Raw genomic sequence first — 24,749 nt, forward strand, 5'->3', positions numbered from 1 at the left:
GATCGTCCGGGCGGGCGGGTACGGGGATGGTCGCGGCCATGCCCGGTCCGTTGTGGGCAAGGGCGACGACGCGGCGGGGCCGCCACGCGTGCGCGGCGGCCCCGGCGTCGATCAGTACTTACGGGTGGGCAGCGCTTCCTTGGCCTGCTCCTGGGTGAAGGTGGTCTCCTCGGTCTCGATCCGAGCAGGCACCTCCTCGCCGGCCTTGACCTTCTTGGCCAGGTCCATCAGCTGCGGGCCGAGCAGCGGGCTGCACTCCGCGATGAAGTTGAACTTGCCGTCGGCGAGGGCCTGCATACCGTCCTTGACCGCGTCGACCGTGATGATGGTGATGTCCTTGCCCGGCACCTTGCCGGCGGCGGTGATCGCCTCGAGCGCGCCGAGACCCATGTCGTCGTTGTGTGCGAACAGCACGTCGATCTTCGGGTTCGCCTTGAGGAACTGCTCCATGACCTGCTTGCCACCCGCCCGGGTGAAGTCACCCGGCTGGGAAGCGATGATCTTCAGGTTCGGGTTGACGGCGATCGCCTCGCCGAAGCCCTTCTTGCGGTCGTTCGCCGGCGCCGCGCCGGTGTTGCCCTGCAGCTCCACGATGTTCACCGGGCCCGAGGCGGTCTTCTTCTGCTCGACCAGCCACTCACCGGCGAGCCGGCCCTCCTTGACGAAGTCCGAGCCGAGGAACGTCTTGTAGAGGGTCTTGTCGGCCGAGTCGACCGAGCGGTCGGTCAGGATGACCGGGATGCCGGCGTCCTTGGCCTCTTTGAGCACGGTGTCCCAGCCGGACTCCACGACCGGCGAGAAGGCGATCACGTCGACCTTCTGCTGGATGTAGTTGCGGATCGCCTTGATCTGGTTTTCCTGCTTCTGCTGCGCGTCGTCGAACTTCAGCTCGATCCCCGCGGCGGCGGCCGACTCCTTGATCGAGGTGGTGTTCGCGGTACGCCACCCGCTCTCCGCACCGACCTGGGAGAAGCCCATCGTGATCTTGCCGTCGTCCTTGGACCCGCCGCCGGTGTCGCTGTTGCCGCAGGCCGCCACGCCGCCGACGAGCAACACGCTGGCGAGGATCGCGACAGCGCGCTGCGTTCGCATCTTTCTCATCAGTTCTCCTTGGCTGGGTGTGGTGGGTGACCGCGCCAACCGCCGAGGTGCGCATGCGGCGTACGCGGGTGGTGCGTGCTGGTGCGTCGGTGGTGCAGACCGACCGGTTCCGGGTGTCCGATGGACGTCAGGAACCCGCCGGTGCGACTGGTTGTTGGCCGTAGACGTTCTGGTAGCGGTGGTAGAGGGCGTCGATGTCGGCCTGCGCCATCTGGACGGGCTGCCCGAGGGCACGGGCCAGGTGCGCGGTACGGGCCACGTCCTCGCACATGACCGCGGCCTTGACCGCGGCGCGGGCGTCCCGGCCGATGGTGAAGACACCGTGGTTACGCATCAGCACCGCGGGCGAGCGGTGCCCGGCGAGCGTGGCGACGATGCCCTTGCCGATGTCGTCGCCGCCGATCAGGGCGAACGGGCCGATCGGGATCTCCCCACCGAACTCGTCGGCCTGTGCCGTGAGGTGGCAGGGAATCGACTCCCCGCATGCCGCCCAGGCGGTGGCGTACGAGCTGTGCGTGTGGACGACGCCGCCGACCTCCGGCATGGCCCGGTAGACGTAGGCGTGGGCCGCGGTGTCGCTGGACGGGGCGAAGTCCCCCTCGACGAGGACGCCGTCGAGGTCGCACACCACCATGGTGGCCGCCGTAAGGTCGTCATAGCTGACACCGCTCGGCTTGATCACCATGAGGTCCTGGCCGGGAACCCGCGCGGAGACGTTGCCGGACGTCCAGGCGACCAGGCTGTAGCGGGTCAGCTCGGCGTGCAGGCGTGCCACGGTCTCGCGCAGCTCGCGGATCTGTCGGGTCACCTCGGTGTTCACGCGACGACCTCCAGCGCGGTCTCGTGCCTGGTGGCGGCGGTCTCGACCGCCGCGTTACGGATCGCCCGGAGACGGAGCATGACGTCGTTGCCGCCGCGTCCGAAGTGGTCGTGCAGCGTCCGGTACTCCGCGTACAGGGCGTCGTAGGCACGCGCCCGGTCGGGATCCGGCCGGTAGACGGCCTCGTGCACCCGACCCATCGCCTGCGACGCCTCGTGGATCGAGGGGTACTCGCCGGCGGCGACGGCCGCGTGGATCGCCGAGCCCAGCGCCGGCCCCTGCGCGGAGCCGATGATGTTCAGCGGCCGCCTGGTCACGTCGGCGTAGATCTGCATCAGCAGCGCGTTGTTGGTGAGGCCGCCGGCGATCACCAGGTCGTTCACGGGGACGCCGGCGTCGACGAACGCCTCGATGATCATCCGAGTGCCGTACGCGGTGGACTCCAGCAGCGCCCGGTAGATGTCCTGCGGCCGGGTGGCCAGGGTCATTCCGACGATCATTCCGCTGAGGTCGTGGTTGACCAGCAGGGAACGGTTGCCGTTCCACCAGTCCAGCGCGATCAGGCCGTGCGCGCCGACCGGTTGGTCGGCGGCCAGCTCGGTGAGGCGTTCGTGCGAGGCGACACCGGCCGGGGCCGCCTGCTCGACGAACCAGCCGAAGATGTCGCCGACGCCGCTCTGCCCGGCCTCGTAACCCCACGCGCCCGGGCTGATGCCGCCGTCGACAACCCCGCACATCCCGGCCACCTCGGCGAGATCGGTGCCGTTGACCACGTGACAGGTCGAGGTGCCCATGATGGCGACGAGTCGGCCGGGTTGAACGGCCTGCGCGGACGCGGCGGTGACGTGCGCGTCGACGTTGCCGACGGCCACCGCGATCCCCTCCGGCAGGCCGGTCCACGCGGCCGCCTGGGCGGTGAGCGCGCCGGCTCGGGCACCGAGAGGCAGCAACGGGCCGTCCAGCTTGGACACGAAGTCGCCGAAGTCCGGGTTGAGCGCCGTGAGGAAGCCCTCGGAGGGATAGTGGCCGTCCTGCAGGATGCCCTTGTAGCCGGCCGTGCAGACGTTACGGGTCTCGGCGCCGCAGAGCTGCCACACGATCCAGTCGGCCGCCTCGACGAAGCGCTCGGCCCGGTGGTAGACCTCCGGATCCTCCTCCAGCATCTGCAGGCCCTTGGCGTACTGCCACTCGGCGGAGATCTTGCCGCCGTACCGGCCGATCCACGGCTCGGCCCGCTCGTGGGCGAGCGCGTTGATCCGGTCGGCGTGCGGCTGCGCGGCGTGGTGCTTCCACAGCTTCACCCAGGCGTGCGGCCGGTCGCGCAGCTCGGCGGTCTCGCACAGCGGGGTGCCGTCGGCGAGTGTCGGCAGCACCGTGCAGGCGGTGAAGTCGATGCCGATGCCGACCACCGCGGCGGGGTCCACCCCCGCGGCGGACACCGCCGCCGGGACGGCGTACCGCAGCACGTCGCGGTAGTCCTCCGGGTTCTGCAGGGCCCAGTCCGGGGGTAGTTGTCGACCTCCCGGGAGCGCCGTGCTGATGACTGCGTCGCCGTACTCGTGCACCGCGGTCCCCAACTCGGCACCATCACCGACACGGACCACCAGAGCTCGTCCGGACAGGGTGCCGTAGTCGACACCGACGACGTAGCGGTCGCCAGCTCCGTCCACACGGTTCATGTTCACCTCCACCGTTAACGGGGATAGTGTTAACGCTCACATCCAGACTCGTCAAGACATCTGCCCGCAACAGCTACGTAACGGAACGCCAAAGCAGGACCGACTCGGGCGCGTTGATATCGGACCGGTGCAAAAGCCGCAATCCTCGGAGCCGAGCGCCGATCCGCCGACCGACAAGATCCCCACACGGCCGACGGCCGGCCCGAGACCTCCCGGCAGGCAGGGCGACAGATCCGGGCCTCCGGACGGCTGCGAGCCGACGCTCCACTCACGATCGATCGACGTCCAGCGGCGATGTCAGCGATAACATCGCCGGGCGGCACGGCCCCCTGATCAGATCGACGTCATGGCCCTCGGTCACCGCCGGCCCCACGGTCGAGCGCCCCGGGCGACGACGCGCGCGGCACGCCGCTCGACGCGCACAGCGTGTTATCGATAACATTCGACGTTTCGAGTATCTCGGCGCCGTCTTCCGGGGGTGCGGCGACTCCACGTCGACGGACAGGGCGACAGCCCGGCCCACCGGGGCCGGGCTGTCGTCGGGCGGGATCGCCCGCGAGGGCGTGGCGCGGATCAGGCCCGGGAGCGGTTGTACTGGGCCTTGGCCCAGAGGAAGCAGGCCACGGTGATGACGGCGCACCAGGCGACCGCGAGGATCGCGTTGGAGCCGATCCCGGTGCCGAACAACAGGCCGCGAAGGGTCTCCATGACGGGTGTGAACGGCTGGTAGTCGGCGAACCACCGCACCGGCGTCGGCATGGAGTCGGTGGGGACGAACCCGCTGCCGAGGAACGGCAGGAGCACCAGCGGCATCGGCAGGTTGCTCGCCGTCTCGACACTGTCGCTCACCAGGCCGAGGGCGACGGCCAACCAGGTGACCGCGAAAGTGATCATGGCGAGGACGCCGAACACGGCGAGCCACTCGACCGGGTTGGCGGTGGGGCGGAACCCGACCAGCAGTGCCACGCCGGTGACGGCCGCGAGACTGAGCACCGTCTGGATCACACTGCCCAGCACGTGGGCGGTGAGGACCGAGGGCCGGAAGATCGCCATGGTACGGAAACGCGCGATGATCCCCTCGGTCATGTCCATGGCGACCGAGATGGCGGTGCCCTGCGCCGCGCTGACCACCGTGATGAGCAGGATGCCGGGGGTGACGTAGTTGGCGTAGTCGGCGCGGTCACCGGTCGGCCCGAGGCCCGCGCCGAGCGTTCCACCGAAGACGTAGACGAACAGCAGCAGCAGGATGACCGGGAGACCGACGAGCATGAGCGTCAACGACGGGTACCGCCGCATGTGCAGGAGGTTGCGCCGCAGCATCGTGCTCGAGTCGCGGACGGCGAGGGTGAGGGTGCTCATCGCGCCATGGCCCTTTCGTGGTCGGGTTGGCCGGTCAGGGTGAGGAAGACGTCGTCGAGGTCGGGGGTGTGCACGGCGAGGCCGGCGACGCTGATCGAGGCACGGTCGAGCTGGTCGAGCAGGGATCGCAGCGACCCGACCCCACCGTCGCTCGGCACCTGGAGGGTGAGCGCCGCGTCGTCGCGGGTGGACGCGGTGAGGGCGCGCGCCGCGGCGTCGAGCCCCGCCTGGTCGGCGAACTGGAGCACGACGTGGCCGCCGGGGATGAGCCGCTTGAGCTCACGCGGGGTGCCCTCGGCGATGAGCCGGCCGTGGTCGAGGAACGCGACCCGATCGGCGAGCTGGTCGGCCTCCTCCAGGTACTGGGTCGTGAGCAGGATGGTGACACCGCCGGCGACGAGGTCGCGGATGATCTGCCACATGGCGCGGCGGCTGCGCGGGTCGAGGCCGGTGGTCGGCTCGTCGAGGAAGATGACGCGGGGTTCGCCGACCAGCGTCATCGCGAGGTCGAGCCGTCGACGCATGCCACCGGAGTACGTCGACACCGGCTTGCCCGCCACCTCCACGAGGTCGAACTGGGTGAGCAGGTCGTCGGTGCGCCGCCGTCCGGCCGCCCGGTCCAGGTGACACAGGTCGGCCATGAGCCGCAGATTCTCCCGCCCGGTGAGCAGGTTGTCGACGGCGGAGAACTGGCCGGTGACGCCGATCAGGGCGCGTACCGCGTCGGCCTCCCGGCTCAGGTCGTGACCGGCGATGCGGGCCTCGCCGCCGTCGGCGTTGATCAGGGTGGACAGGATCCGCACGATGGTGGTCTTGCCGGCGCCGTTGGGGCCGAGCAGCGCGAATATCGTTCCCTCGGCGATCTCCAGGTCGATGCCGTCGAGCACCACCTTGTCGCCGTAGGACTTTCGCAGCCCGCTCGCGGTGATCGCGGGTCGTAGGGGTCGGGCCATGATTCCTCGATTCGTGGACGAGCGGAGGGACTGCGGATCAGGCGCGGCGGATCATGATGTCGCCGTAGGAGGTGTTCGCCCGGACCTCGACCGTCTCGTCGGTCTGCGCCGGGCTGTCGGTGGTCTCGAGCGCGTTGTGCACCCGGCCGTGCCGGGAGCTGACGTCGAGCCAGGCCGCGGTGCCGCGCCGGACGCCGACCTCGATCGCGCCGTACGAGGTCTGCAACTCGATCGACCCCCGCACGACCTGACCCAGCCGGACGTTGCCGTAGGCGGTGCGGGCGTTCACCGAGGTCATCGGTGCGTCGACGGTGATGTCGCCGTAGGCGGTGTTGATCCGCACGTCCCCGCCGCTCTGGCCGATCCAGCAGTCACCCGAGGAGTTCTTGATCTCGGCGGTGCCGTCGACGGCACCGATGCGCACCTTGCCGGAGGACGCCTTCACCCGGGCGGAACCGGCGACGCGTTCCACCGCGATCTCGCCGTGGCTGCTGTCGATGTCGAGCGGCCCGGTCTCGTCGAGCCGGATCCCACTGCCGGTCTTGATGCGGCACTCGCCGAGCCGGCCCTCGCAGCGGAACGCGGCCCACGACGCCTCGGCGTGCAGCCGTGACCCGCTGGGCACCTCGATCAGGACGTCGACCGACGGCCCGGCGCCGAAGCCGTAGCGACGCCAACTCTTCGGCACCCTGATCAGCAGTTTGCCGGCGGCGTACTCGACGGTCGTCTGCTCGGCAGCGCCGACGTCGGCCTTGCTCGACGGATCCCGGGGGCGCACCCGCACCACCGTGTCGGTGCGGTCGGTCGCGGCGATCCACGCGTCCCCGACGGGCATCTCGATCTGGACGGAAATCGGCTCTGGCGTGTCGAAAACAGGCATGGTGGTCTCCCGAAAGGTGGTCGGTGGACGTCGCCGCTGGTGGGCGGCGGGTGAAGGGAAGGGGGTACGGGTCAGCGCGCCCAGCCGGTGAAGTGCTGGCCGGACCGTGGCGGCTCCACCCGGCGGGGTGGTTGACGGTCCGTGCCGCCCGCTCCGACGGCGCCGGCGACGGCGCGCACCAGCCACGCGTTGACGGACAGCCCGGCCCGGCTGGCCGCCTCGTCGACGCTGGCCTTCAGATGGTCGGGCAGGCGCAGGTTGATCCGGGACGTGCCGCCGTCGTCACCCTCGGGTGGGAGCAGCGGCGCCGGCATCGGGGCCGGCTCGCTGGCCTCCCCCGGCCGCTCCGTCGGCGGGTTGGCCGGCGTCACCACGAAGTCCGGCTCGCGTCCGCGCAGCCGGACGTGCACGGCGCCCGGAGCAAGCTCACGGGTGATCTCGTCGGCCGCGTCGGAGAGCGCCTCGAGCAGGGTGAGGCGGGTCGCCGCCTCCAACTGGGTGAAGAGCCTCTCGGCCAACTCCCGTGCCTCCGGGTCGACGCCCTCCGCCGCCACGGCGAACTCGTCACGCAGGTTCTCGACATACGACCTCAGCTCCATGGCACCATCATGGCACCACTTTGGCTCAGGATGCAACAGGCTGGCTCAGGCTGATGCCATCAGATGCCACCACGCGTCACCGGAGGCGGGCCGCGCCCGGGGGTCGCAGCTCGCCGAACGCGCGCCGGACCAGGCGGTTCGCGGTCTCCTGGGTCAACCCCGTGCCCACCATCAGGTCGCTGGCGGTCGTCCGGACCTGCGCGATCACGACGGCACCGGAGAAACCGACGCCCTCCCGGTACGCGTCACCGGCCGCGCAGACCGCCCGCAAGGCCTGCTCCCGCGCCCGGAGCGGCTCCTCCCCGGCGGCGAACTGCCGCTTGAGCAGCCGGACCGTCTCGGCCAACTCGGCGACCGCCCTCGGCATCGACTCCGGGACCTGCTCCCGGTCCTCGAGCAGCGTCACCGCCCGGCGGATCAACGTCCCGCTGTTCCGCATCGACCGGTCGATCGGCTCCGCCACGTGTGCGTACCGGCCCACCGGCCCGTGCCGGTGATGCCAGTTGACCGGTGACAGGGTGCTGGCCTCCCGAGCACCCTTCGTCGCCTCGATCAGAGCGTTCACCTCGTCGCTGTTCTGCCGCAGCTCGATCAGCGCGGCACGCGCACGGGCCACATCACCCTCGCGCAGGGCGTGCACGGTGGCGTCGAGCTGGGCGGCGAGCAGATCCAGCGCCGGCCGCGCCGCCCGGTTGAGCACCCGCAACGGGTTCAACGGCAGCAGCACGGCCGTCACCAGCAGCGCCACCGCCCCTCCGATGAGGGCGTCCACGAACCGGGGGAACTCCAGGTCACGCACCGACGGGCTGAGCGTGGCGATGAGCACCGCCGTGGCACCAGCCTGGATCACCACCGCCGCACTGCCCACGAGGAACAACGCCACCATGATGGCCAGCACGACCATCAGGCCGAGCTGCCACCATCCGGTGCCGATCACCAGGATCAGCAGGTCACCGATCAGCACCCCGACGGCGACACCGATGATCAGCTCGACGGTGCGGCGCAGCCGTTGACCGACCGACGCGGCGAGCGTCGACACCGCCGAGATCGGCGCGAACACCGGCTGCGAGATCTGCAGCAGCTGGTGCGCCACCAGCCAGGACAGCGCCGCGGCCAGTCCGGCCTGCACGGCGAGCCCGCCGATGGCACGCACCCGACGCGACCGGTCCCGCAGCGCCTCGACCGAGCGGTCACGGAGGCGGACGACGGTCGCCGACGGTCCCACACGCGCACTGGTGTCGTCCCGGCTCGGCGTGCCCCCGCCCGCGGCGGGCCGATCGGCAGCGACCATGGCGGCACCTACCCGGCCGTGACCAGATCAACCCCGCCGGGACCAGATCAATCCTGTCGGCGCGCGTCCCCGCCGGAGCGGCCGGGCGGCGCGGGACGTCGTCGCGCCGCGCTCAGCGCGTGACCACCGCCTTCTCGGCGTACGTCCAGAGCCGGTCGGCGGCGGCCGGGTCCAGCGCGTGGGCGGCCACCCCGCCGGTGGCCTCGGGGCCGCCGGGCACGGAGCACCCGGCAGCCCCGGCGGGGAAGCTCCCATCCTGCCGGTGACCGGTGACGGCCGCCTGAAGGCCATGACCGGCGCGGGAACGACCATGGTCGCCCTCGGCGGGCTCGCGTTCCTCCTCGCCCGGCGCCGACGCCAGGAGTCCTGACCACCGGCGGCCCGGCCGGTAACCCACCGGCCGGGCCGCCCAGGACCGTGTTCGCGTCCCGGCGTGTGCCCAGCCATAGATCGCGCCGATCTTGCACTTTCGGCTGTCGACATGGGTGGAATGCCCCTTGCGTCGGGACAGAAGTGCACGATCGCGGTATGGGGAGGTCCGGGCGCGGGGGTCTTATGGGGGGTTACGTCGGGGCAGTGTGGTCATCCAGTCGTTGAAGGCTGCTGGTTTGCTGAACAGCAGCACCGGCGGCCCGGACGGGTCAGCCTGCCAGGCGCGCATCCGTCGTCGGGCCCGGCCGAACGCGGTGACGTGCCAGACCAGGATCGAGTCGGGGGACAGCACGCTGCCCAGCGACTCGCGGTTGCCGTTGCAGATCACCTCGCGCGTACGCAGACGGCGCATGGTGCGGCGCAGCAACTGCCAGAACGAGCGCCACCGCGGGTAGTCGAGGCCGATCACCAGGTCGGCGTGGGCCAGGGGCACGTCCCGCCACCCGTGGTACGCCCCGTCGATGATCCAGCGGTCCCGTCGGCAGACCTCCTCGATCCGGCTGCGCTGCTGCGCGACCGGCACCTCGATCCAGCCCGGCTGCCACAGCAGGTCGTCCACCGGATACCAGGGCACCGCAAGGTGTTCGGCCAGGCGTGCCGCGAGGGTGGACTTGCCGGCGCCGTACACCCCGTAGACCAGGATGCGTCGGGGTGCGCTCACCGCGGCAGCGTACGTGGCGAGGGAAACCCGGTTGCCGCGCGCGGCGGGCTCCGCGAGAGTGTCAGCCATGACGTACTGACGGACCACCCCTCGCTCCACGCCCCGGTGACGTTTCCCCGGGGCCGTGCCGTCGTCCGTCCGTTCTCGCCCCGAAAAGTGAGCATCCTTGTCTCAGGACCACTCCTCCACGCCCGCCACCGTCACCGTGTTCGCCTCGCCGGAGAGCTGGATCGAGTCCGCAGCGCTCGCACAGTGTCAGCAGGTGGCCGCCCTCGACGGCATGCTCCACGTTGCCGCGATGCCGGATCTGCACCCCGGCAAGGGCGCTCCCATCGGCGCGGCCATGGCGTCGAGCGTGCTGTACCCACACCTGGTGGGCTCCGACATCGGCTGCGGCATCGCCGTGTTCCCCATCGGACTCAAGCGTGCCGTACCCGAACGGCTCGCCACGCGATTCCCCGACCTCGACCGTGCGCTGGACCCGCAGCGGGACGCCGACGACCCGGCCTGGGCGGTCGTGCAGGGCAGTGTTCCGGCGGGTCACCTGGATGGGCTGGGTACGGTCGGCCGGGGCAACCACTTCGTCGAGCTGGCGCGTGTCGACACGGTGCTCGACTCGGCTCACGCGAGCCGGCTCGGGCTGGAGGCCGGTGCGCTCCTGCTCATCGTCCACAGCGGTTCGCGTGGGCTGGGCGAGCGGATCCTGCGGACGCACACCGAGGTCCACGGCGCGGGCCCGGCGGTCGACACCGACGCCTACCTGGCGCTGCACGACGCCGCGGTGCGCTGGGGATCGCTCAACCGCCGGGTGCTCGCGGCCCGGGTCGCGCACGCGTTGGGAGCCGAGCCGACCGAGCCGATCGTCGACCAGTGCCACAACCTCGTCGAGGTCCGCGACGGGATCTACCTGCACCGTAAGGGAGCGGCGCCGGGCGACGGCCGGGACGTGCTGATCGCCGGTACCCGGGGCACCGACTCCTATCTCGTGGCCGCCCACGCCGGGGCGGAGGCCAACCACTCGGTGGCGCACGGCGCGGGCCGCAAGATGTCGCGCGCCGACGCGCTGCGCCGGGGCCGGGCCAAGCACACGGTCGAAGAGCTGCGTCGTACGCCGGTGGGCTCGCTGGTGGTGTGCGGCGACCGGCAGTTGCTCTTCGAGGAGGCGCCGACGGCGTACAAGCGCATCGAGCGGGTGATCGCCGATCTCGTCGCGCACGACCTGGCCACTCCGGTGCTCAGCACGACGCCCCTGGTGACCTACAAGACGCCCGACCTGGGGTCCGTGCCCCGGCCCGAGCGGCGGGACCGGCGGCGCGGGCGGGGCCGGTCGTGAGCACGTACCTGTTGCTGTCCGCCGGTCGTGGGCCGCAGGAGTGCGCGTGGGCGGTGGCCCGGCTGCTGCACCGTCTGCGTACCGACGCCGACCGTCAGGGGTTGACGGTTCAGCAGGTCGAGGCCGTGCCGGGTGAGCGGCCCGGCACCTACCGGTCGGTGCTGATCCGGATCTCCGGCGCGCACGCCGAGGCGCTCGCCACCTCGTGGACCGGCACCCTGTGCTGGCAGGCGCCCAGCCCGTACCGGGCGAGCACCGGCCGGAAGAACTGGTACGTCACCGCCCGGGCACCCGAGAGCGACGCCCCGCCCACGCCGTTCGCGGAGGCGGACGTCGACATCGTGGCCTGCCGTACCGGTGGGCCCGGCGGTCAGCACCGGAACAAGGCCAGCACCGCGGTACGGGCGACCCACCGACCGTCGGGCATCGTCGTCGTGGTGGACGATGAGCGGCAGTTCAGCCTCAACCGTCGCATCGCGTTGCGCCTTCTGCGCCAGCGCGTCGAGGACGGCGACGAGGCGGCCCGGCGCGCTGTCGTCACCGCCCGCTGGCGCGTCCACGACGAACTGGTCCGGGGCGACCCCGTGCGCGTCGAACGGCCGACGGCTCAGCGCTGAGGTCAGACGTCGAGCACCGCCTCGGCGAACGCCTGGGGCGCCTCCTGCGGAAGGTTGTGCCCGACCCCGCCGCCGACGGTCCGGTGCTCGTACTGCCCGGCGAACTGTTTGCCGTAGACGCCGGGGTCCAGGTGCGGCGCGCCGTTGGCGTCGCCTTCCAGGGAGATGCTGGGCACCGTGATCTTCGGCTTGGCCGCCAGACGCTTCTCCCATTCGTCGTACTGCGGCTCGCCGTCGGCGAGGGCCAGCCGCCACCGGTAGTTGTGGATCACGATGTCGACGTGGTCGGGATTGTCGAAGGCCGCCGCGCTGCGTTCGAACGTCGCGTCGTCGAAGGTCCACTTCGGTGAGGCGGTGTGCCAGATCAGTCTGGCGAAGTCGCGCCGGTTCGTGTCGTAGCCCTTCCGGCCGCGCTCGGTGGCGAAGTAGTACTGGTACCACCAGGAGAGTTCGGCCTTCGGCGGCAGCGGCACCGTGCCCGACTTCTGCCCGTCGATCAGGTAGCCGCTCACCGAGACCAGACCCCGGCAGCGCTCGGGCCACAGCGCGGCCACCACGTCGGCCGTGCGCGCACCCCAGTCGAAGCCGGCGAGTTTCGCGGTGTCGATGCTCAGGGCGTCCATGAGGGCGATCAGGTCGAGGCCCATGGCCGCCGGCTCGCCGTTTCGCATCGTGTCGGCGGAGCGGAACCGTGTCGTGCCGTAGCCGCGCAGGTACGGCACGACCACCCGGTGGCCGGCATCCACCAGCAGGGGTACGACATCGACGAAGCTGTGGATGTCGTACGGCCAGCCGTGCAGGAGGATCACGGCGGGGCCGTCGGACGGCCCGGCCTCCACGTATCCGACGGTCAGGACGCCGGCGTCGACCTGCCTCACCTCGTCGAACAGTGCCATCCCCGCAGTCCCCTTCCGGCGCTCTTCCCGGTGTCTGCCTGCGATTTCGCGGCCCTCGACAAGCCCAGATCGTAGGGGCGTCCGGACGAGCGTGTCGGGCGATCCGACAAGGAGAGGCCGTGTGGGGGACGGCACGCCGAGATCACGGCCCTGGAGCAGCTGGTCGACCGGTTGCGCGGCGCTAACGGGCCGCACCTCGACAGCGACCCGGACGACACCTGACCGCCCCGGTGGTGCTGGCGGCCACCGACCCCCGACCGATCCTCGTAGGCTGACGGCATGGCTGAACAATCCCTGACCCTGATGGCGGTGCACGCCCACCCCGACGACGAGGCGACGAGCACCGGCGGCGTCCTGGCCCGCTACGCGGCGGAGGGGGTCACGACGGTGCTCGTGACCTGCACCGACGGGCGGTGTGGTGACGGCCCGGGCGGTGTGAAGCCCGGCGATCCGGGCCACGATCCGGCCGCCGTCGTGACGATGCGCCAGGCCGAGCTGGAGGCCAGCTGCGCGGCGTTGAAGGTCACGCACCTGGAGACGCTCGGGTACGCCGATTCCGGGATGATGGGTTGGCCGACCAACGACCTGCCCGGCTCGTTCTGGACCACACCGGTGGACGAGGCGGCGGACCGGTTGGCGGAGCTGATCCGGCAGTACCGTCCGGACGTCGTCGTCACCTACGACGAGAACGGCTTCTACGGCCACCCGGACCACATTCAGGCCCACCGGATCACGATGGCCGCCGTCGCGAAGACCGACGTCCCCGCCAAGGTGTACTGGACCACCGTGCCGCGTACGGCGTTCGCGGAGTTCGGCAAGATCATGCAGGAGCTGGGCGTCGAGTGGGCCGAGCCGGACGAGCCGCAGCCGCAGCTCGGTCTGCCCGACGACGAGATCAGCACCTGGGTGGACACACGTGCGTACGGCGCGCAGAAGTTCGAGGCGTTGGCGACGCATGCCAGCCAGACCGAGAACATCTTCTTCCTCCAGCTGGGCCAGGAGCGGTTCACCGAGCTGATGGGCATGGAGACGTTCGTACGGGTCCGGGACACCACCGGCGCACCGGTGCCCGAGGACGATCTCTTCGCCGGCCTCCGCTGACGTCGCGCGGGGGTCGTGGCGGGGGCGTAAGCCCTGTCGTCACGCCCGATCGGGTGACATGATCCTGCCGTGCATTTCCATCGTCGTTCGATGCTCGGCCTCGGGCTGTCCGCCGCCGCCGCGGCGCTCACCGGCTGCCAGGCGAAGTCCCCGGCGGGGCAGGCCGGGTCGTGGCAGGCCCCGTCGACGGACACGGCCGGCCAGGGTGGCGCCGTGCGCGCCGTCCCGCTGGGTCGCACGGTGGGAACGGTCAGCCAGCGACTGACCGGCCTCCTCACCGTCCACCTGCAACCCACCAGCCAGAATCCCTCGCACCCGGCGTACGCGGGCGCGGTGGCGCTGGAGCTCACCGGCGGGCAGACGAGCGCGCAGGCGACCGTCGGTGAGGCACTGCGCTTCGATGCGGGGCCGGTGCTCCTGCCGGCCGCGCAGCGGGTCCGGATGCGCCCCGACTCGATCTTCGACCTGGCGTCGATCACGAAGGTCTACACGTCGATCCTCGTGCTGCAGCAGGTGGAGAAGGGTCGCCTCGACCTGAACGCGCCGGTGGTGAGCTACCTGCCCGAGTTCACCGGCACCGGCAAGTCGGCCGTCACCGTGGCGATGCTCCTGACGCACACGAGCGGTCTGCCGGTGGGCGCCAGCGGCACCAGCTCCGGCAGTCTCGCCGCGAAGTGGAAGGCGGTGCTGGCCACCCCGCTGGTCAGTGGCGCCGTGCCCGGCCGGGTGTTCCGCTACTCCAGCGTCGGCCTGATGGTCGCCGGCAAGCTTGTCGAGAAGGTCACCGGCCAGACCCTCGACCAGGCGCTGAAGTCCAACCTGGCCGACCCGCTCGGCCTGCGGTGGACCGGCTTCACGCCGAACACCTGGATCAGCAGCGCCGAACGAGCCGCCCGGATGGTGGCCACCGACGCCCGCTCGTCGCGCGGGCTGCTGCGCGGGATCGTGCACGACGACGTCGCCAACCACCTCGGTGGCGTCGCCGGGCACGCCGGCGTCTTCAGCACCGCCCAGGAGGTCGCCGTCATCGGTCAGCTCCTGCTCGACGGCGGCGTCTACGGCGGGCAGCGGATCCTCGCCGAGAGCACCGTGCGGCGGATGCTGACCAACGCCAACGTCGGCCTGCCCGCCGTCGACCCCGAGCGACCGGGTCGCAGCAGCGACCACGGTCTCGGCGTGGTGCTCAACCAGCCCTGGTTCATGGGCCGGCTCAGTCGTCCGACCACCTTCGGGCACACCGGCTTCACCGGCACCTCGCTGCTCGTCGACCCGGCCCGCAGACGCGTGCTCGTCCTGCTCACCAACCGGGCGCACCCCAACTGGAGCTGGGCGAACCCGGACCCGGTCCGTGTCGCCGTGGCCAATGAGCTGGCCCGCTGGGATGACCTGACCGGTCCGCGCACGCGGCCACCGGCCCGACCCGGGGCGGCTACGCCTCCGCCGCCGCCCCGCCGTTAGCCGCCCGGCGGCAAATCGCGACATCAGCACGCAACCGGCCGGACACATTGACGGGGATCTCGGCGTTCGATTACCGTGCCCGATGAGAGAGCGCTCTCTCGATAGACCTTCTCCTCAATTCAGACGCAGGCGTCGATCCCGGCCCCCGCCGGCACCGGCGCGCGATGGAGGCACCATGAAACCTCCCGTCCCCCACCGCCGATGGGCACTGGCCGTCACCACCGCCCTGGCCCTGGTCGTCGGCGGCCTCACCATCCCCGTCAGCGGCCCCGCCGAGGCGGCCCCCGTCGGGGCCGGCAGCTACACCACCACGCCGGTCGGCCCGCTCCCCTCCGGCTGCGGGCCGATGTCCACCAACCCCCGGCAGTTCGCCACCGCCAACGCCCCCGCCGGCGCGGTGCCCACCAACGACTGGTGGTCCTCACTGCTCTGGAAGCGCACCGACTGTGCCTTCAGCGAACCCCTGCACGCCCACCCCGTCTCGTACGACACCTTCACCGACGGCCTCGGCTTCTCCGCCAACTCCACACCCGCCATCAGCGGCACCGCCACCGGCGTCGGCGAATACCACTACCCGTACGTCCAGGACATCCGGGTCGGCGTGGCCGGGCTCGCCGCGCCACTGGTCAAGGTCGATGGTTGGACCGACTGGACGGTCAGCCCCTACTGGAGCGACGGCACCCGCACCATGCGCGCCACCATCGGCCACGGGCTGCCCTTCGCGTACTTCCAGACCACCGGTGGGAACGCGCAGATCAGCACCGCCGGCACCCCGGAGGTCTGGTCCACCAGCGGCGCCACCATCGGCTTCCGGGTCAACGGCCACGACTACGTCGGGTACGCGCCCAGCGGCGCCACCTGGACCGTGGCGTCCGGCCGGATCACGTCCACCCTGGCCGGTCGGGGCTACTTCTCCGTCGCCCTCCTGCCCCCGACGTCGAGCGCCACCGAACGCGCCGACCTGGCCACCACCTACGGCCGGTACGCGCACGCCCACGTCACCGGCACCCAGGTGTCCTACGCCTACAACCCGGCGACCAGCGGGCTGACCACCACGTACGCGTTCACCACCACCGCCCGGGAGGGGACCGCCACGCAGACGGTGGTCAGTCTCTACCCGCACCAGTGGAAGTCGCTGAGCGGGTCCACCCCGATCACACCGACCTACCCGTCGGCACGCGGCCGGATGAAGGTGCTCACCGGCATCAACCAGTTCCGTACCGCCATGAAGTTCCAGGGTGTCCTGCCGGAACTGCCGGCCGTCGGTGACGGCAGCGGCGCCGACCTGGCGACCCTCACCGGCCACCTGGCCGCCGCCCGCTCGAACCCGATGGACCAGCGGGGCGGCGACACGTACTGGACGGGCAAGGGCCTGGGCCGGGCCGCCCGCCTCGCCGAGGTGGCCGACCTGGTCAACGACACCACGACCCGCGACAGCGCGCTGAACGCCATCCGCAGCACGCTCACCGACTGGTTCACCGCGTCCAGCGGCAAGACCAGCAAGGTCTTCTACTACGACAACAACTGGGGCACCCTGATCGGCTACCCGGCGTCGTACGGCTCCGACCAGGAACTCAACGACCACCACTTCCACTACGGCTACTACATCGCCGCCGCGGCGACGCTCGCCAAGTTCGATCCGGCGTGGGCCGCCACCAGCCGCTACGGCGGCATGGTCGACCTGCTGATCCGCGACGCCAACAACTACCGGCGCGACGACACCCGCTTCCCCTACCTGCGTGACTTCGACATCTACGCCGGGCACGACTGGGCGTCCGGGCACGGGTCGTTCGGCTCCGGCAACAACCAGGAGTCCTCGTCGGAGGGGATGAACTTCGCCAACGCCCTCATCCAGTGGGGGCAGGTCACCGGCAACACCGCCGTGCGCGACGCCGGCGTCTTCCTCTACACCACGCAGGCCGCCGCCATCCAGGAGTACTGGTTCGACGTCAGCGACCAGAACTTCCCCGCCGCCTTCGGGCACTCGACGGTCGGCATGGTCTGGGGCGACGGCGGCGCGTACGCCACCTGGTTCAGCGGCGAGCCGGAGATGATCCAGGGCATCAACCTGCTGCCCGTCACCGGCGGACACCTGTACCTGGGCAACAACCCGGCGTACGTGCGGACCAACTACGCCGAACTCGTCCGCAACAACGGTGGGCAACCGACGGTGTGGCAGGACATCCTCTGGCAGTTCCAGGCCCTCGGCGACGGCGACGCGGCGCTGGCGAACCTGCGGGCGAACCCCGGCTACACACCCGAGGAGGGGGAGAGCCGGGCACACACCTTCCACTGGATCCGCAACCTCGCGGCGCTGGGCACCGTCGACACGACGGTCACCGGCAACCACCCCCTGTCGGCGGTCTTCGCGCGCAACGGCGCGCGCACCTACGTGGCGTCCAACCCGACCGCGTCGCCGGTCACGGTGACGTTCTCCAACGGCACCACGCTCACCGTGGGTGCCGGAAAGACGGCCACCACCGGGGCGTACACCTGGAGTGGCGGTAACGCGGCCGGCGGCGTCCCTCCGACGACGCCGACGGACCCGCCGCCGACGACCGACCCGCCGCCGTCCTCCGGCGGCCCGACGCGGTACCTACTGCCCGGCGGTGGTCTGGGCACCGCCGGTGGCGCGGCCACGACCACGGTCGCGGCCGCCAACGGAAACCACGACGGTACGCCCACCAACCCGCAGGTCTTCACCGCGACCGGGCTCAACCTCGCCTACTCCGGCGCGCAGACCACGTTCGACCTGTTCGTGGACGCCGGGTCGGCGGTCGGTAACGGCGTGCAGGTGCGGGTCTCCTACGACCTGACCGGCAACGGCAGTTGGGAACGGACCGAGACGTGGCGCTACTTCGCCACCGACCCGGTCCCCGGCTACGAGCACTACACCCAGAACGCCGGCCTCGCCTCGGCCACCGGCTCGTTGGGCACGCTGAGCAACGGCACGGTCCGGGTGGAGGTCTGGTCGGCGATCGGCAACAACCCCAGCACGCTGGGCGTCGGCAACCAGTCGGTGCTCCGGCTCCCGTACTCCTGATCGGTCCCGCCCGCGCCGCCGCCGGTCGAGGTACGGCCGGCGGCGGCGCTCGCTCGCGGCCACCGACACAACCGGGGTGGTGCGTCGCGTCGGACGCGTACGACCCCGGTGGTACGCCCTTCGGCAACTCCGGCCGGACGACCGGTGACCCCGCGGCTCCATACGCTGCACCGGCACCGTCCGTGAGCGAAGGGAAACCCCCATGTACGACTCGCACCTGCTCGCCGCCGCCAGCGTCACGACCATGAGCGCCGGACGTCTCGGCGCCTCCGTGGCCGCCGTGCTGGGCCTGGCCGGCGTGATCATCGGCGGGCTCGCGTTGGCCCGCACCGGCACCGGCAACGCGCGGCTCCGAGCCGTCGTGGCCCTGACGGCGGGGCTGGTCGGCGTCGCCCTCGGTGGCCTCGTCGTGGCGACCTCCGACAGTGGCATCGGCACCGGCAACGGTCGAGGCGGCGCCTTCGTGGCCCTGGGGGTCGGGTCGGTCGGCATCGTGCTCGGCGGGCTGGCGTTGGCCCGCGCCCGCCGCGCCGGCTGACCGCCCCCGCGGCGAGGTCGCGGTCAGTCCCGGGTGAGCCAACCGGGAACGGTCAGCCCCGACTCGTACGCGAGGATCACCAACTGGGCCCGGTCGCGGACCTGTGCCTTGGTCATGATCCGGCTGACGTGCGTCTTCGCGGTGGCCGGGCTCAGCACCAGCCGTGCCGCGATCTCGTCGTTGGACAGACCGGCCGCGACCAGCGCCATGACCTCGCGTTCCCGGTCGGTGAGCGCGCTCAACCGCGGGCCCGGGTCCGGATGCCGGACCCGGGCGGCGAACTCGGAGATCAGCCGGCGGGTGATCGACGGTGCGATCAGCGCGTCGCCCCGGGCCACCACCCGCACCCCGTGGATCAACTCCGCCGGCTCGGTGTCCTTCACCAGAAACCCACTCGCGCCGGCGCGCAGCGCGCCGTAGACGTAGTCGTCCAGGTCGAACGTCGTCAAGATGATCACGCGAATGTCGGAACTCGCGACGATCTCGCGGGTCGCCGCCAGGCCGTCCAGCCCGGGCATCCGGATGTCCATGAGGACGACGTCCGGGCGCACCCACCGGGCCTGCCGCACCGCCTCGGCGCCGTCGGCGGCCTCACCGACCACCTCGATGCCGTCCTCACCCTCCAGGATCGACCGGAACCCGGCGCGCACCAGGGTCTGGTCGTCGGCGAGCAGGACCCGGATCACGCCGGCACCCCCGCCGGTACGGTGCCGCGGCGCAGCGGAAGGCGGGCGCGCACCCGGAAGCCGCCGTCCGGGTCCGGGCACGCGGTCAGCGATCCGCCCAACGACCGGGCCCGCTCACCCATGCCGAGGATCCCGTTGCCGGGCGGCCCGGCTGAGCCGCTGCCGTCGTCGTCGACCTCGACCAGCACGTCGTCCCCATCGGGTCGGACCCGGACCAGCGCGGCGGACGCGTCCGCGTGTCGGGCCACGTTGGTGAGCGCCTCCTGGACGATCCGGTACACCGCCAGGTCGACCTCCGGCGGCAACGGCCGGGTCTCGGTCACCTCGACCTGGATCGTCAACCCGGACCCTGCGGCCACGCTCACCAACTCGTCGAGACGGTTCAGGCCGGGCACCGCGGCGGGTGTCTCGCTCTCCTGCCGCAGGACGTCCAGTGTCGCGCGCAACTCGCGCAGGGTCTCCTTGCTCGTCTGCTTGATCGCGGTGAGCGCCTGCACGGACCGGGCGGGATCCGGACGGTGCAGCGCGGCGCTCGCCTGCACGTTGATCAGCGAGAGGTGGTGGCCGAGCGCGTCGTGCACCTCACGCGCGATGCGCAGCCGCTCCTCGGTGGCCCGGCGACGGGCCTCCTCCCGCATGCCCTGTTCCGCCTCGAACACCCGGGCCCGCGCCTCCGCGACGTACGCCCGGCGGTTGCGGGTGACACCGACGATGACCGCGACGAGCCACCCGGCGTGCAGCAGCGTCGCCCCGTTGGAGGTCGACCCGGCCCGCCCGGCGCCGTCCGCGACGGCGAAGGCGACCACCGAGGCGGACCCGAGCCCGATCGCCACCGCGAGATGACCCTCGTCGACCACGGTGTAGAGCGCCACGACGAAGACCAGCATGATCGGTCCCGGCCGGTGCAGCAACGCACCGTACGCGCCGACGGCCGCCAGCGCCGCCACACCCACCCACACCGGATGGCGGCGGCGCAGGTACAGCGCACCGGACGAGACCAGCACGACCAGCAACGCCAACCGGTCGGCGGTGGTGTCGACGCCCTCCGACTGCACCAGCAGGCCGACGAGCGCGACCAGGCCGACCACGAACACCACGGCCACGTTCGCAGCCCGGCCCTGCCATCGCGAGCTGGACATACGCCGAAGCCTAGCCGTCGACGGCCGGACCCGATAAGGGCCGAACCGAGGTCTCGCCGTCAGGGTGTGATCGCCGGCGGGGCCGACCGGTCCGGGTCGGCGTCCGGGTCGTCCGGCGAGGTGCCCACCGCCGGGTCCGTCGCGCCGAGCAACCGCTGGACGGCCTCGTGTACGGTCCGCTCCGCGACGTTGTCGCCACTGATCTCGATCCGCAACGGGTCCGCACCGGCCCGCCACGCGGTGAGCGTGAGCGACCGGCGCCGGTCACGGCCGAGCCACAGCCGGAAGACCGTCACCGCACCCGCCACCACACTCGGTCCGCCGAGCGCGATCACCAGGTCCGTCCACTGTCCCTTCTGCCCCACCGCCGGGGTGTCCTCCTCGGTCACCCGCAGACCGTCGACCTCGCGCAGGTCGGCGACCAGCTCGGCGGTCGCCGCCTGCAGCGGCTCGTCCGCGGGCGTGAGCGTGGAGAGTGCGGGGAGCAGCATGATCCGGTTAGCTGGCACGAGAGGAGCCTCCAGACTGACGGCGGTGCTCTGCCGGTAGCCGTAGGGTAAGACCTCGTCGGAAAACCGCGAGCCGGGAGCCGCCGATGTACCGGGCACTTCTCGTCTGCAACTCCGTGTACGAGGCCGACCCGAGGCTGCACTCCCTGCACGGCCCACGTACCGATGGCCGACTGCTGGGTGCCGCGTTGACCGACGACGAGATGGGCATGTTCGCCACCGCACAGGTGACGATCCTCTTCGACGCGTCCCGCAGCGAGATCGCGGAGGCCGCCAACCGGTTCTTCAGCGACGCCGAGCCGGACGACGTGGTTCTCTTCTACTTCAGCGGGCACGGCCGCAGCCGCAACCAGAAGCTGTACCTCTGCGCCCGGGACACCGTGGCCGGTCTACTGCCCGGCACCGCGGTCTCCAACGACACGCTCAACGACATCATCGGCGACTCGGTGGCCCGCGCCAAGGTGATCGTCCTGGACTGCTGTCACAGCGGCGCGTTCAAGGGACCGGTCGCGGTTGAGCGGCTGTTGGCGGGCAAGGGCCGGTTCGTCCTCACCGCCACCGCCGCGTTCGAGTCGGCCGCCGACGCCGATGGTGACGACCTGCCGAGCCCGTTCACGAGCGCGTTGGTGAACGGGCTGCTGCACGGCGCCGACGACAAGGACGGCGACGGCGCCGTCGACCTCGCGGACCTGTACGCGTACCTGCAGGGCGCATTGCACGGCTCGTCGGAGCCTCGGCACCGGTTCGACGGGTTCGGCAACGTGCCGATCGCCCGCAGACCCGTGCCGGCGGCCGACGAGATTCCGGAACAGCGACTGTCGTCCGGCAGCCTCTCGGCGTCTGCCGACGAGGCGGATCACCCGTTCCTGGACGGCACAACCTCCGCCACCGTCCTCAGCCCCCGGCGGGTCAGCCGCTTCCGGTCGGCCATGCGTAGGGACGTGGGCCGACCGGTGCCGCGTCGAGGGTCCGCGGCCGACTTCATGCGGGCCGCCCTGTTGATGCGCGAGGGCCGCCTGACCAGGGCCGGCGCGCTGTTGTTCGGCGAGGACCCGACCGCGGTGGTGCCCACCGCCACCGTCCAGTGCACCCATTTCCACGGTCCGGGTAAGGACGCGCCGATGGACAAGCGCACCCTGGGTGGGACGATCCCCGAGCAGATCACGCAGGCACGCGACTTCGTTGCCGACCTCGCCCAACTCGGTGAGGCGCCGACCGCGGACGGGGCGGTCACCGAGCGGGTGTACCGCTACCCGATGATCGCCGTCCGGGAGATCATCGCCAACGCGCTCGTGCACCGCGACTATCAGCATCGTGAGATGTGCGTGCACGTCCGGGTCTTCTCCGACCGCATCGAGGTGACCAGTCCGGGCGTCTGGAGCGGCGCCGACCTGGCCGACGGCGAGCGACAGCCGCTCAGTGAGCTGCGCGGCGAGTCGCGCCAACGCAACTTCTGGCTGGCTCACGTGCTGAGCTGGAACAAGCTGGTGGAGAGCGAGGGCGCCGGAATTCCGCGAGCCGTCCGTGACTGCCACCAGCACGGCTCCGCCGAACCGGTCGTGGTGCGCTCCGGGGAGGCCGTCACCGTCACGATCTTTCCCCGCGCGCCGCTGACACACGACTCCCCGCAGGCGTTGGTGGACAATCTGCCACTCGGCTCGGCCGTGTTCGAGGGCCGCAACGTCGGAGTGCTCGCCGAGGCGTTGCTCCGGGCCGGAGGCAACTCGGTTGTCGGCCGAGCGGCGGTGTACGGACTCGCCGGCATCGGCAAGACCGAACTCGCTCTGCGGTACGCGCACACGTTTCGCGACCGGTACCGGGTGGTCTGGTGGATTACCGCCGACACACCGCAGAACATCGACCTGGGCCTCGCGGCGATGAGCACCCGGCTGCATCCGGTCGGGACACTCGCCGACGCGCAGGTGTGGGCCGTGGACTGGTTGCAGAACAACCGCGACTGGCTGCTGATCCTCGACGACGTCCAGGACGTCACCGATGTGGAGCCGCTGCTCGGCCAGCTCACCGGCCGGGGCGAGGTGGTGATCACCACCCGCCGCAGTCTCGGTGTGGCCCGGTGGGCACGACTCGGCCTGACCTCGGTGCGACTCGACGCGCTGGACCGTGCGGCGAGCGTACGGATGCTCACCCGACTGACCGGCCTGGACGACGAGCACGGCGCCGGACGGCTCGCCGACGAACTGGGCGGGCATCCGTTGGCGCTGGAGCAGGCGGCCGCCTACCTCGGCCAGCACGCCGGCATGAGCTTCGACGACTACCACGACCTGTTGACTCACCGGTTCGGCACGGTGACCGCGGACGCCGGCGAGGGCGGTTCGCGGGGTCGAACCGCCGCCCAGGTGTGGCGGGTCAGCATGGGCGCGGTGACGGTCCGGTCACCGTTGGCCAGCCAGGTGTGGAGCGTGCTCGCCTGGCTGGCGCCCGACGCGTTGCCCGAGGATGTCCTGCTGCCGTTGACGCGATCCGGGCCGGCGCTCGGGGACGCGTTGGCGCTGCTGGCCTCGTACAGCCTGGTGAACCGCGCCGACGGCCTGGTCAGCTCGCATCGCCTCGTGCAGGCTGTCGCCCGCTCGGAGCAGACGTCCGGCGAGGACGATGCCGGGGCGGCCGCGCTCGCCGCGACGGTCCTACGGTCCGCGATCCCGGCCGACCCGATCGCCAACGTGGCCGGATGGCCACGCTGGAACCTCCTGCTGCCGCACATCGACGCGCTGCTCGACAACTCGGGACCTCTGCGCCTCACCCCCAACCTGCTGTACGCGGTGGAGCAGGCGGCCACGTACCGGCTGTTCCAAGGGCAGGTTCCGGCCGCGATCACCCACTTCGAGCAGGTCGTCGCCGGGCGGCGCCGGATGCTCGGCGACGAGCACCCGGACACGCTGACCTCCCGGCACAACCTGGCCTCGGCCTACCAGACGGCGGGGCGGGTCGACGAGGCGATCGTCCTGCACGAGCACGTCCTCTCCGTCTACCGGCGGATGCTCGGCGACGAGCATCCGGACACGCTTGCCTCGCAGAACAACCTGGCCCGCGCGTACCAGTCGGCCGGCCGCGCCGAACAGGCGATCGAGCTGCTGCTACGGGTGTTCACCGCATCCCGCCGGGTGCTCGGCGAGGACCATCCGGACACGCTCGCGTCCCGCAACAACCTGGCCCTCGCGATCGCCGACGAGGGGCGGCTGCCTGAGGCGTTCACCCTGCTCGAGCAGGTCCTCGCCGACCGCCGCCGGGTCCTCGGCGACGACCACCCGGCGACGCTCGCCACGCGACACAACCTCACGTACATCCTGCAGCGGCTGGGGCGGCTCGACGAGGCGGCCACCGAACTTCATCGCGTGCTCGCCGACCGTCGCCGGGTCCTCGGCGACGATCACCCCGACACGCTCGGCACCCGCAGCGCTCTCGCGCTCGTCCTCGCCGCCGCCAACCGCCCGGACGAGGCGATCCGGCTGCTGGAGCAGCTCCTCACCGACCAGGAACGGGTGCTGGGCGAGGACCATCCGGGCACCCGCGGCACCGCTGCCACCCTCTACCAGCTCCGTAGCGATGACTCACCGGATCATCCCCGCGCCGGTCCGACGAAGATCTGGACGATCTGAGCACCGATCGGCCGAGACGGACAGCGAGCACCGCACA

21 protein-coding genes are annotated in these 24,749 nt (G+C 71.4%); 8 read left to right on the forward strand and 13 right to left on the reverse strand.

What is annotated here, in order from left to right:
• Positions 1-111 precede the first annotated feature (111 nt).
• The 8 genes from O7620_RS14240 to O7620_RS14275 all read right to left on the reverse strand — a co-directional run bounded on the left by O7620_RS14240 (position 112) and on the right by O7620_RS14275 (position 8,682).
• Positions 112-1,092 carry an ABC transporter substrate-binding protein gene (locus O7620_RS14240; RefSeq protein ID WP_225854124.1) on the reverse strand — a complete coding sequence of 327 codons (981 nt, stop codon included), beginning with the start codon at positions 1,090-1,092 and terminating at the stop codon, positions 112-114.
• Between the two features lie 136 nt (positions 1,093-1,228).
• Positions 1,229-1,921 (reverse strand): L-ribulose-5-phosphate 4-epimerase, encoded by a 693-nt coding sequence (locus O7620_RS14245; protein WP_278123393.1) that lies wholly within the window; start codon positions 1,919-1,921, stop codon positions 1,229-1,231.
• The gene (gene araB, locus O7620_RS14250; RefSeq protein WP_151487933.1) at positions 1,918-3,600 is read right to left on the reverse strand and encodes a ribulokinase; all 1,683 of its coding nucleotides are present in this window, start codon (positions 3,598-3,600) and stop codon (positions 1,918-1,920) included. The genes O7620_RS14245 and araB overlap by 4 nt, the downstream gene beginning before the upstream one ends.
• Positions 3,601-4,173: 573 nt before the next feature.
• Entirely contained in the window at positions 4,174-4,959 is a 786-nt protein-coding gene (locus O7620_RS14255) for an ABC transporter permease (protein WP_278123394.1), read from the reverse strand.
• Positions 4,956-5,912: an ATP-binding cassette domain-containing protein gene (locus O7620_RS14260; protein WP_278123395.1), complete on the reverse strand. Its 957-nt coding sequence runs from the start codon at positions 5,910-5,912 to the stop codon at positions 4,956-4,958. The genes O7620_RS14255 and O7620_RS14260 overlap by 4 nt, the downstream gene beginning before the upstream one ends.
• 37 nt (positions 5,913-5,949) lie before the next feature.
• Positions 5,950-6,792, reverse strand: a complete 843-nt coding sequence (locus O7620_RS14265; protein ID WP_151487930.1) for a DUF4097 family beta strand repeat-containing protein — start codon at positions 6,790-6,792, stop codon at positions 5,950-5,952.
• Positions 6,793-6,863: 71 nt separating this feature from the next.
• Entirely contained in the window at positions 6,864-7,391 is a 528-nt protein-coding gene (locus tag O7620_RS14270) for a hypothetical protein (RefSeq protein WP_278123396.1), read from the reverse strand.
• A gap of 76 nt (positions 7,392-7,467) precedes the next feature.
• Positions 7,468-8,682 carry an FUSC family protein gene (locus tag O7620_RS14275; protein WP_278123397.1) on the reverse strand — a complete coding sequence of 405 codons (1,215 nt, stop codon included), beginning with the start codon at positions 8,680-8,682 and terminating at the stop codon, positions 7,468-7,470.
• A 262-nt stretch (positions 8,683-8,944) separates the two neighbouring features.
• Here O7620_RS14275 and O7620_RS14280 point away from each other — a divergent pair, with 262 nt between their 5' ends.
• The gene (locus O7620_RS14280; protein ID WP_278123398.1) at positions 8,945-9,052 is read left to right on the forward strand and encodes an LPXTG cell wall anchor domain-containing protein; all 108 of its coding nucleotides are present in this window, start codon (positions 8,945-8,947) and stop codon (positions 9,050-9,052) included.
• 183 nt (positions 9,053-9,235) lie between these two features.
• On the opposite strand, the gene O7620_RS14285 is transcribed toward O7620_RS14280, so the two are convergent.
• Complete coding sequence (locus tag O7620_RS14285) at positions 9,236-9,775, reverse strand: adenylate kinase (protein WP_278123399.1); 540 nt, start codon at positions 9,773-9,775, stop codon at positions 9,236-9,238.
• A gap of 166 nt (positions 9,776-9,941) precedes the next feature.
• On the opposite strand from O7620_RS14285, the gene O7620_RS14290 reads away from it, so the two are divergent.
• Positions 9,942-11,108, forward strand: coding sequence for an RNA ligase RtcB family protein (locus O7620_RS14290; protein ID WP_278123400.1), 1,167 nt, complete (start codon positions 9,942-9,944; stop codon positions 11,106-11,108).
• Positions 11,105-11,725, forward strand: coding sequence for a peptide chain release factor H (gene prfH, locus O7620_RS14295; protein WP_278123402.1), 621 nt, complete (start codon positions 11,105-11,107; stop codon positions 11,723-11,725). The genes O7620_RS14290 and prfH overlap by 4 nt, the downstream gene beginning before the upstream one ends.
• 2 nt (positions 11,726-11,727) lie before the next feature.
• Here the strand turns inward: prfH and O7620_RS14300 are convergent, their stop codons facing one another.
• Positions 11,728-12,621, reverse strand: coding sequence for an alpha/beta hydrolase (locus O7620_RS14300; protein WP_278123403.1), 894 nt, complete (start codon positions 12,619-12,621; stop codon positions 11,728-11,730).
• A gap of 279 nt (positions 12,622-12,900) precedes the next feature.
• Between O7620_RS14300 and O7620_RS14305 the strand changes: the two genes are divergently transcribed.
• The 4 genes from O7620_RS14305 (at position 12,901) to O7620_RS14320 (ending at position 18,761) form a co-directional block, all read left to right on the forward strand.
• Complete coding sequence (locus O7620_RS14305) at positions 12,901-13,722, forward strand: PIG-L family deacetylase (RefSeq protein WP_151487918.1); 822 nt, start codon at positions 12,901-12,903, stop codon at positions 13,720-13,722.
• Positions 13,723-13,791: 69 nt separating this feature from the next.
• Positions 13,792-15,180, forward strand: a complete 1,389-nt coding sequence (locus tag O7620_RS14310; protein ID WP_278123404.1) for a serine hydrolase domain-containing protein — start codon at positions 13,792-13,794, stop codon at positions 15,178-15,180.
• 175 nt (positions 15,181-15,355) lie between these two features.
• Positions 15,356-18,223, forward strand: coding sequence for a glycosyl hydrolase (locus O7620_RS14315; protein WP_278123405.1), 2,868 nt, complete (start codon positions 15,356-15,358; stop codon positions 18,221-18,223).
• A 202-nt stretch (positions 18,224-18,425) separates the two neighbouring features.
• Entirely contained in the window at positions 18,426-18,761 is a 336-nt protein-coding gene (locus O7620_RS14320; RefSeq protein ID WP_151487916.1) for a DUF6223 family protein, read from the forward strand.
• Positions 18,762-18,784: 23 nt separating this feature from the next.
• Here O7620_RS14320 and O7620_RS14325 read toward each other — a convergent pair whose 3' ends face one another.
• The 3 genes from O7620_RS14325 to O7620_RS14335 are packed head-to-tail and all read right to left on the reverse strand — an operon-like array spanning position 18,785 to position 21,095.
• Positions 18,785-19,447, reverse strand: coding sequence for a response regulator transcription factor (locus tag O7620_RS14325; protein WP_151487915.1), 663 nt, complete (start codon positions 19,445-19,447; stop codon positions 18,785-18,787).
• Entirely contained in the window at positions 19,444-20,586 is a 1,143-nt protein-coding gene (locus tag O7620_RS14330) for a histidine kinase (protein ID WP_278123406.1), read from the reverse strand. Before O7620_RS14330 ends, O7620_RS14325 begins: the two co-directional genes overlap by 4 nt.
• A gap of 59 nt (positions 20,587-20,645) precedes the next feature.
• Positions 20,646-21,095, reverse strand: coding sequence for a hypothetical protein (locus O7620_RS14335; RefSeq protein WP_151487913.1), 450 nt, complete (start codon positions 21,093-21,095; stop codon positions 20,646-20,648).
• 86 nt (positions 21,096-21,181) lie between these two features.
• Between O7620_RS14335 and O7620_RS14340 the strand changes: the two genes are divergently transcribed.
• On the forward strand, positions 21,182-24,712 hold the full coding sequence (locus O7620_RS14340; RefSeq protein WP_278123407.1) for a tetratricopeptide repeat protein: 3,531 nt from the start codon (positions 21,182-21,184) through the stop codon (positions 24,710-24,712).
• Positions 24,713-24,749 lie beyond the last annotated feature (37 nt).

This window comes from Micromonospora sp. WMMD710, assembly GCF_029626045.1.
Taxonomy (GTDB): Bacteria; Actinomycetota; Actinomycetes; order Mycobacteriales; family Micromonosporaceae; genus Micromonospora.